The 6,000-nt window shown below is 36.3% G+C and carries 8 protein-coding genes; all 8 read left to right on the top strand.

The window, feature by feature from the left end; genetic code table 11:
• Positions 1-226 precede the first annotated feature (226 nt).
• The 8 genes from H4J75_RS15605 to H4J75_RS15570 all read left to right on the top strand — a co-directional run bounded on the left by H4J75_RS15605 (position 227) and on the right by H4J75_RS15570 (position 5,843).
• Complete coding sequence (locus H4J75_RS15605; RefSeq protein WP_182222642.1) at positions 227-622, top strand: hypothetical protein; 396 nt, start codon at positions 227-229, stop codon at positions 620-622.
• Positions 623-730: 108 nt separating this feature from the next.
• The gene (locus H4J75_RS15600; RefSeq protein ID WP_182218593.1) at positions 731-1,078 is read left to right on the top strand and encodes a hypothetical protein; all 348 of its coding nucleotides are present in this window, start codon (positions 731-733) and stop codon (positions 1,076-1,078) included.
• 148 nt (positions 1,079-1,226) lie between these two features.
• Positions 1,227-1,670 carry a hypothetical protein gene (locus H4J75_RS15595; protein WP_220465337.1) on the top strand — a complete coding sequence of 148 codons (444 nt, stop codon included), beginning with the start codon at positions 1,227-1,229 and terminating at the stop codon, positions 1,668-1,670.
• 119 nt (positions 1,671-1,789) lie between these two features.
• On the top strand, positions 1,790-2,254 hold the full coding sequence (locus tag H4J75_RS15590) for a nuclear transport factor 2 family protein (protein WP_182218591.1): 465 nt from the start codon (positions 1,790-1,792) through the stop codon (positions 2,252-2,254).
• Positions 2,255-2,384: 130 nt separating this feature from the next.
• Positions 2,385-2,789 (top strand): GNAT family N-acetyltransferase, encoded by a 405-nt coding sequence (locus tag H4J75_RS15585; RefSeq protein ID WP_182218659.1) that lies wholly within the window; start codon positions 2,385-2,387, stop codon positions 2,787-2,789.
• Positions 2,790-2,926: 137 nt separating this feature from the next.
• A complete protein-coding gene (locus tag H4J75_RS15580; RefSeq protein WP_182218653.1) occupies positions 2,927-3,499 on the top strand; it encodes a hypothetical protein in 573 nt (190 codons plus the stop codon).
• Positions 3,500-3,625: 126 nt separating this feature from the next.
• Positions 3,626-5,068 (top strand): amidohydrolase family protein, encoded by a 1,443-nt coding sequence (locus H4J75_RS15575; protein WP_259364991.1) that lies wholly within the window; start codon positions 3,626-3,628, stop codon positions 5,066-5,068.
• Between the two features lie 121 nt (positions 5,069-5,189).
• Positions 5,190-5,843 (top strand): hypothetical protein, encoded by a 654-nt coding sequence (locus tag H4J75_RS15570; RefSeq protein ID WP_182218651.1) that lies wholly within the window; start codon positions 5,190-5,192, stop codon positions 5,841-5,843.
• The last annotated feature ends 157 nt before the right edge of the window (positions 5,844-6,000 follow it).

Raw genomic sequence — 6,000 nt, 5'->3', positions numbered from 1 at the left:
CGAACGTCTTGTTAGAAACATTGGATGTTTGCCATTCAATATTCGTAACCAACAGAAGCATGTTCCACCTAATCTAATAGTAAGTTACTTTAGTAAATTAGGTGGCTTGGTCGAACTATAAGCCACTCAAGCAGGACAAATAACAGTTGGCTTTGTTCGCTTCGCTCTCTATTATAACCAACTATTATTTGCCTCTTAGTGGGGCGTTAGCTGTACAGGATTTAACATGGACGTTGAGCTTAAAATTCAACCCGATAAAAAAATTGTATTATCATCCTTTGTAAACATAATGGATGGCTCGGGTAGTTGCTCACTCTCAATTCAAAGTGGTCGTTTCTCATACTCTACAGGTGAGTTTTACTTTGATTGCCTTTATAAGTTTACGAATGAAGTTAAACAAATGTATCAATCCTTATCAGGTTCTGCGGAATTGAATTACCATTATGAGAGAGAGTATTTAAAATTCGAGGCTAAGTCTATGGGACATATTGAATTCTCCGGTGAGTTTATAGAGTACGGTGAAATTCAGCAAGAGTTAAGCTGTGGCTTTATATTTGATCAAAGTTATTTACCAAATTTTATTGAACAATTAGAGCGTGTTATTCAAACTAAGTACAGCTAACAAGAAATTAAACAAGGACAAAAAACAGTTGGCTTTTGCTCCTTCATCGCTTATTTTAGCCAACTATTTTTTGCCTGTTAATTAGGCGTTATATTTCTAGGAGAACATGTGCTCAATCGTGCAGCCTTAATATTAAGATATAAAAAACCCGCAGTTGATTGGATTAATAAAGCTGATCCATATAACTCCCCAGAGTTGACGCTAGATTCAGCAAACGACGACTTAAATGTTTATCTTATCTCAAACGAAGACTCTGATGATCCGGAGTCATTACTACGATGGATTAAGTTAAACTTAGATTTATTGTTCATCGACGAATTAAGTGGCTGGTATACTGATGAATCTCTATGGCCCAAAACTAGAAATATGGAACTTTTCAATAGTTGGTTTTCAGTGGAATGTCATACAGTTCTCAATGACACAGTAGGTACACCGTTCGTTGACGACGAAATATAACAAGTCATTAAAGCAGGAAAATTTACAGTTAGCTGTTTTCACTGCGTTCAACACTTTAGTCAACTATAAATTTCCTCTTAGTAAGGCGTTAGCACTCAATATGCGTAATTCGATAATTTTAATCATACTATTAACATGGACGATAAATGTGGTAGCAAATACATTTACTTATGACATTCAAAAAGCTGGATATGATTTTAAACAATATGATTTAAAGGGCGAAGCTACATATCCCCTTTTTGTGAAAGAGTTCAGAGCTTACCCTTGGAAAGATCAGGTTGGTCTTTCTAATGAAGGGACAGAGCCGACAATATCCGTTAAAAACAAAACCGTAGGCACTGACCTATTTGTGTCAGTAGTTGGCAACGCTGGTGAGTTTGCTTACTTAATTGGAATAGTGAAACCAAAGAAAATAAAGTCATTTTTTGGGTTAGGTAAAATGAAAGAAGTTAGGTGGGTAACTATTTATGTAACAGAGAAATCCAGTGATGTAGAAGATACGTTTAATTTATTCTTTAACATGCAGCTTAATAAGCTAGATGCTAATTTGAAAGAATTGCCTATATTTTTAGAGCAAGAGGCTGCAAACTAAAGAGTGCTAACAAGTTGCTCAAACGGACGCATAACAGTTGGTTGCGCTTCGTTACTCACACATTTTAGCCAACTATTCTGCGCCGCTTAGCAAGGCGTTAGGCATACAAGGAGAGTTCAGTGAAAAAATTAACCTTAGTATTCATATCCCTTATTTTATCTTTTTCAATTTCTGCAAATGACAAGTTCACGGCAGATCAGTTAATCGAAAAAGCAAAGGCATTTGTATCAGCCAAAAATGCGCGCCAACAACCAAATACAACCACTAAAGAAATAGACCATTATATATCGCTATTATCTGATAATTTCATCGATGAACATGTTAAATTCAAGTTTACGTATACTGATAAAACGAAACTCCGTTCAGATATGGTTGGTAAACTAAAAGATGAAGTTATAAACAGCAATATTGAGATAAACGAAATTATGGTAGGGGCTAATGTTGTTTTTATAAAAATGACTGAAATGGGTAAAGTTAAGCCTGCACATTTAGATAAAACCATTGAATATAGTAAAACTAATATTGTCTCATTAGAGTTTAACGAATCAGGTTTAGTAAAGCATATCCGCCGACATCACGGTTAATGTATGCCTACAAGCATTTCAAGCGGGACTGCTAACAGTTTGCTCGGTTTCGCTTCGCTACACATTTTAACCAACAATTAAAAGCCTCTTAATGGGGCGTTATATGCCTATGGAGGCTCTGTAAAATCATATGGAAATTCGCAATATTTCCTGGGAGCAAACAATCCCGCTTCGACAAAGTGTTCTTTGGCCAAACAAGCCTCCTGAATATTGCCATGTTGATGGTGATCATGACGCAATGCATTTGGGTGCCTTTGCTAATGACGAGCTTGTTTGTGTTGCTTCCGTATACATAAAATTAGATAAAGCTCGCCTACGTAAGTTTGCTACTAAAACTGATTATCAAGGGCAAGGCATTGGCTCTCAAATGCTAAAGTTTATTCTTCACTCCCTTAATAATACGGTTGTAAATTTTTTTTGGTGTGATGCTAGAGAATCAGCTTTAAGTTTCTATCAGCGTTTCGGTATGCAGCCATACGGAGAACGTTTTTATAAGGCTGATGTTTCTTACTTTAAAATGGAAGTTGCTTTATAGTAAGTTTAAAGCGGCATATAACAAGTTGCTAAAAGGACAAATAACAGTTGGCTATTTGCTCCTACGTCGCTTATTTTAGCCAACTATTATTTGCCTCTTAATAGGGCGTTAGGTTTTGCTTGAGCAACGGAGTTAAAATGAGAGTATTTATACCTATCCTAGCCTGTCTAGGTATAGTGGGATGTGCAAGTACTGAAAATGGAGTTAGATTTTCAGGTCAATCTAGTGAATATCAAGAACCCAAAAATGGTTCTGTTGCATACTTACATCTTGAGACTGAAAAAAAGACAGATGGTTTTGGATTTGAACCATATCCACATACGGCCATTATTTACGAGCTGTGCTCCCCTAAAACAGGACAAGTTAAATTCGGTTATCTCGGAGACCTTAAAGTTTCCAAAAACTCGGACTTAGGAAACCCGGCTACTGTAAAAGTAAACTCAGGCAAACCTATATTTCTAGCATTTGGTTTAATTAATCCACTCAACGGTTACGAATGTACATCAAAGCAAATATTTACACCTGAGGATGGTAAGTCATACTCATTTATTAACTCTGTAAATTGGTCAGAGTGCCCAACAAAAACTGCTGTTATCTCAATTGAGAACGATATTTCGCCTATCAAAAACATTAAGATTCTTGATAAAGCTAAAATAGCAGAGTTGAGGGAAAATGGTATAAGCGTGAGTAGGGAAGCATGCAAAACCTAATAAGCAATTCAAGAGGGACAATGATACAGTTGGCTTTTTGTTCACTCCGTTCACTTATTTTAGCCAACTATATTATTGCCCCTTAATTGGGCGTTAGCAATTTAATTAATCTCACATGGAAGTATCATGATTAAAGTATTATTACTCTCAATTTCTTTGTTTTCTTTTGCTTCATTAGCGGAAAACAAAGTTCTAATAGAAAATGTCACTATCGTTTCATCTCATTTGCAAGCTCCAAAAATTCAGATGAATGTATTAATAAGTGATGGACGAATTACCGAAATAACTAGTAAAAAGATTACATCCTACGATCTTAAAATAAATGGTTTAGGTAAATTTTTAACGCCAGGTCTTATGGATAGCCATGCACACGTATCGTCAATCCCCGGTATGGGGTTTGGTGTTGAGTCAGTGGCGATTAAAAATCCGAAACTCGCACAAGCTTATTTCGAACAACAACCAAGAAGCTTTTTATTTTATGGGGTAACTCAAATACTTGATCCGAATCCGGGAGTGAGTTTCAATTATTTTACTTCGGCGCCTCATCGCCCTGATTATTTTCGCTGTGAAGTATTAACATCAAAAAATACCTTTCCATATGTAGAGAAAACAGACGACCTTTCAAGATCAATGTTTACTTATTTAATTGATGAAAGTGCAGAAGCAACCGCAGAAAATTCAGTAGAAAGGTTAATTGGTAAAATTGCCCATTCAGGTGCTTCGTGTATAAAGCTTTATTTTGAAGATGGTTATGGTAATGCTAACCAATGGGCAACACTTTCAACTAACACACTAAAACGAATTAAATTATCTGCTGAAAAGTCTAATTTGCTTATAGTCGCTCATGCTAATGCCTTAGATATGCAGCAATTAGCACTTGCCGCAGGTGTTGATGTTATCGCTCATGGTATGTGGAATTGGGGGCAATATAATCGCGAACAAAATATACCTAAAGAAATATCTAACACTCTGGATAAAATGATCAATGACGAAGTAGGTTATATGCCAACACAAAGAGTGATTGCTGGCTTAGGTGAAGTAATGCTTCCTATTATTGCTAATTCTCCTGAATTTTCATCTATTACACCTAAGTCACTTATTGATTGGTATAAAACCACTGAAGCGCAATGGTTCAAAGAAGAGCTTCGAATTGGCTTTGATGGAATGCCTGATCAATCAATCTCAGATGCATTTTTATATGGGCGAATAGGAAAAGGTAATAAAGTTATTCAATATCTAAGAAGTTCTAATCATCCTATTTTATTGGCTTCGGACTTCCCTGGAAGCCCTAGTTTTGCCAATCAACCTGGACTGACAACCTACCAAGAAATGAAAGCTATGGTTACTGCAGGGCTATCGCTGGAAGAAGTACTGGCGGCGGCAACCATTAATAATGCTAAACAATTCAGAATTGATAATGATTACGGTACAGTAGAAGTTGGCAAAATTGCTAACCTTCTGCTACTTAAAACTAATCCTTTAGACTCTATAGAATCGTGGAACCGTATAGAAACGATTATCCTGCATGGAGATCCCATAGCTAGAGAAAGTTTGGTGGTCAATAAGTAGCTAACAAGCTGTTAAATAAGTACAAATAACAGTTGGTTTTTGCCTGTTAACAGGACGTTGTGCTCCAAAGCCTGAGGATCAGGTTTATATTACTATAATGTAATTATTGAAGGGAATTATTATGCTTTTGTTTCACATCATCGCTGGTTCATTTGTTCTATTATTTGGTATAGGCGCTTTGATCTTCAGTAAAGGCGAAAAATTTCATAGGTATTCTGGTAATTTATTTTTCTTGTCACTGTTATTAATGGCAGGAAGTGGAGCCTACTTTGCCGATGACCCTACGATCGCTATTTCATCTGTATACTTCGCTTCAACCGCATGGATTATCGTTCTGAGGCCAGAAAAGAGAACAGGTGTTTTTGAAATAATAGCTTTCATTGTCATTTCAATAATAAGCGCAAACTTCTTTTATGCAGCAATCACATCAGAGCCAGGCTTCATGGTTACTATGTTCTATATATTTGGTAGTGTTGCTTTGATCGCAGCACTTCTTGATTTGAATATGATTATTCGAGGTGGAATATCAGGGGCTCACCGCATCGCACGACATTTGTGGCGTATGTGTTATGCGTTATTAGGAGCTGTCCTCTCCTTTGTTGCTAACACGTCAGATAAATGGCCTAATTTCATTGATGCAGACTTACCAATTTATTTGTTAATTGTAATAATGTTTTATTGGTTAATTCGCGTATTATTTACCAAGTGGTTTGTTAAAAAAAAATATGTAATTGGGCAGAGTACTAATCTTTTTAATAGTAAGTTTAGTGAATAGCTACAGAGCATAACAAGCAAATCAACAAGGACTAAAACAGCGGGCTGTTCGCTTCGCTCCATTTTAGCTAACTATTATTTGCCTCTTAATGGGGCGTTATGTTTACTAGAGAGTTCACCACATTTGAAGATTAAGCATTATGCTCAACCACTAAAAA

Source organism: Colwellia sp. BRX10-1 (assembly GCF_014077545.1).
Classification (GTDB): domain Bacteria; phylum Pseudomonadota; class Gammaproteobacteria; order Enterobacterales; family Alteromonadaceae; genus Colwellia_A.
The sequence above is the reverse complement of the archived record's forward strand: the minus strand, read 5'-3'. Positions and strand labels throughout refer to the sequence as shown.

Coding starts and splice junctions, on each gene's coding strand:
- H4J75_RS15605 (WP_182222642.1), top strand. CDS start 227: ATGGACGTTGAGCTTAAAATTCAACCCGATAAAAAAATTGTATTATCA.
- H4J75_RS15585 (WP_182218659.1), top strand. CDS start 2,385: ATGGAAATTCGCAATATTTCCTGGGAGCAAACAATCCCGCTTCGACAA.
- H4J75_RS15580 (WP_182218653.1), top strand. CDS start 2,927: ATGAGAGTATTTATACCTATCCTAGCCTGTCTAGGTATAGTGGGATGT.
- H4J75_RS15575 (WP_259364991.1), top strand. CDS start 3,626: ATGATTAAAGTATTATTACTCTCAATTTCTTTGTTTTCTTTTGCTTCA.
- H4J75_RS15570 (WP_182218651.1), top strand. CDS start 5,190: ATGCTTTTGTTTCACATCATCGCTGGTTCATTTGTTCTATTATTTGGT.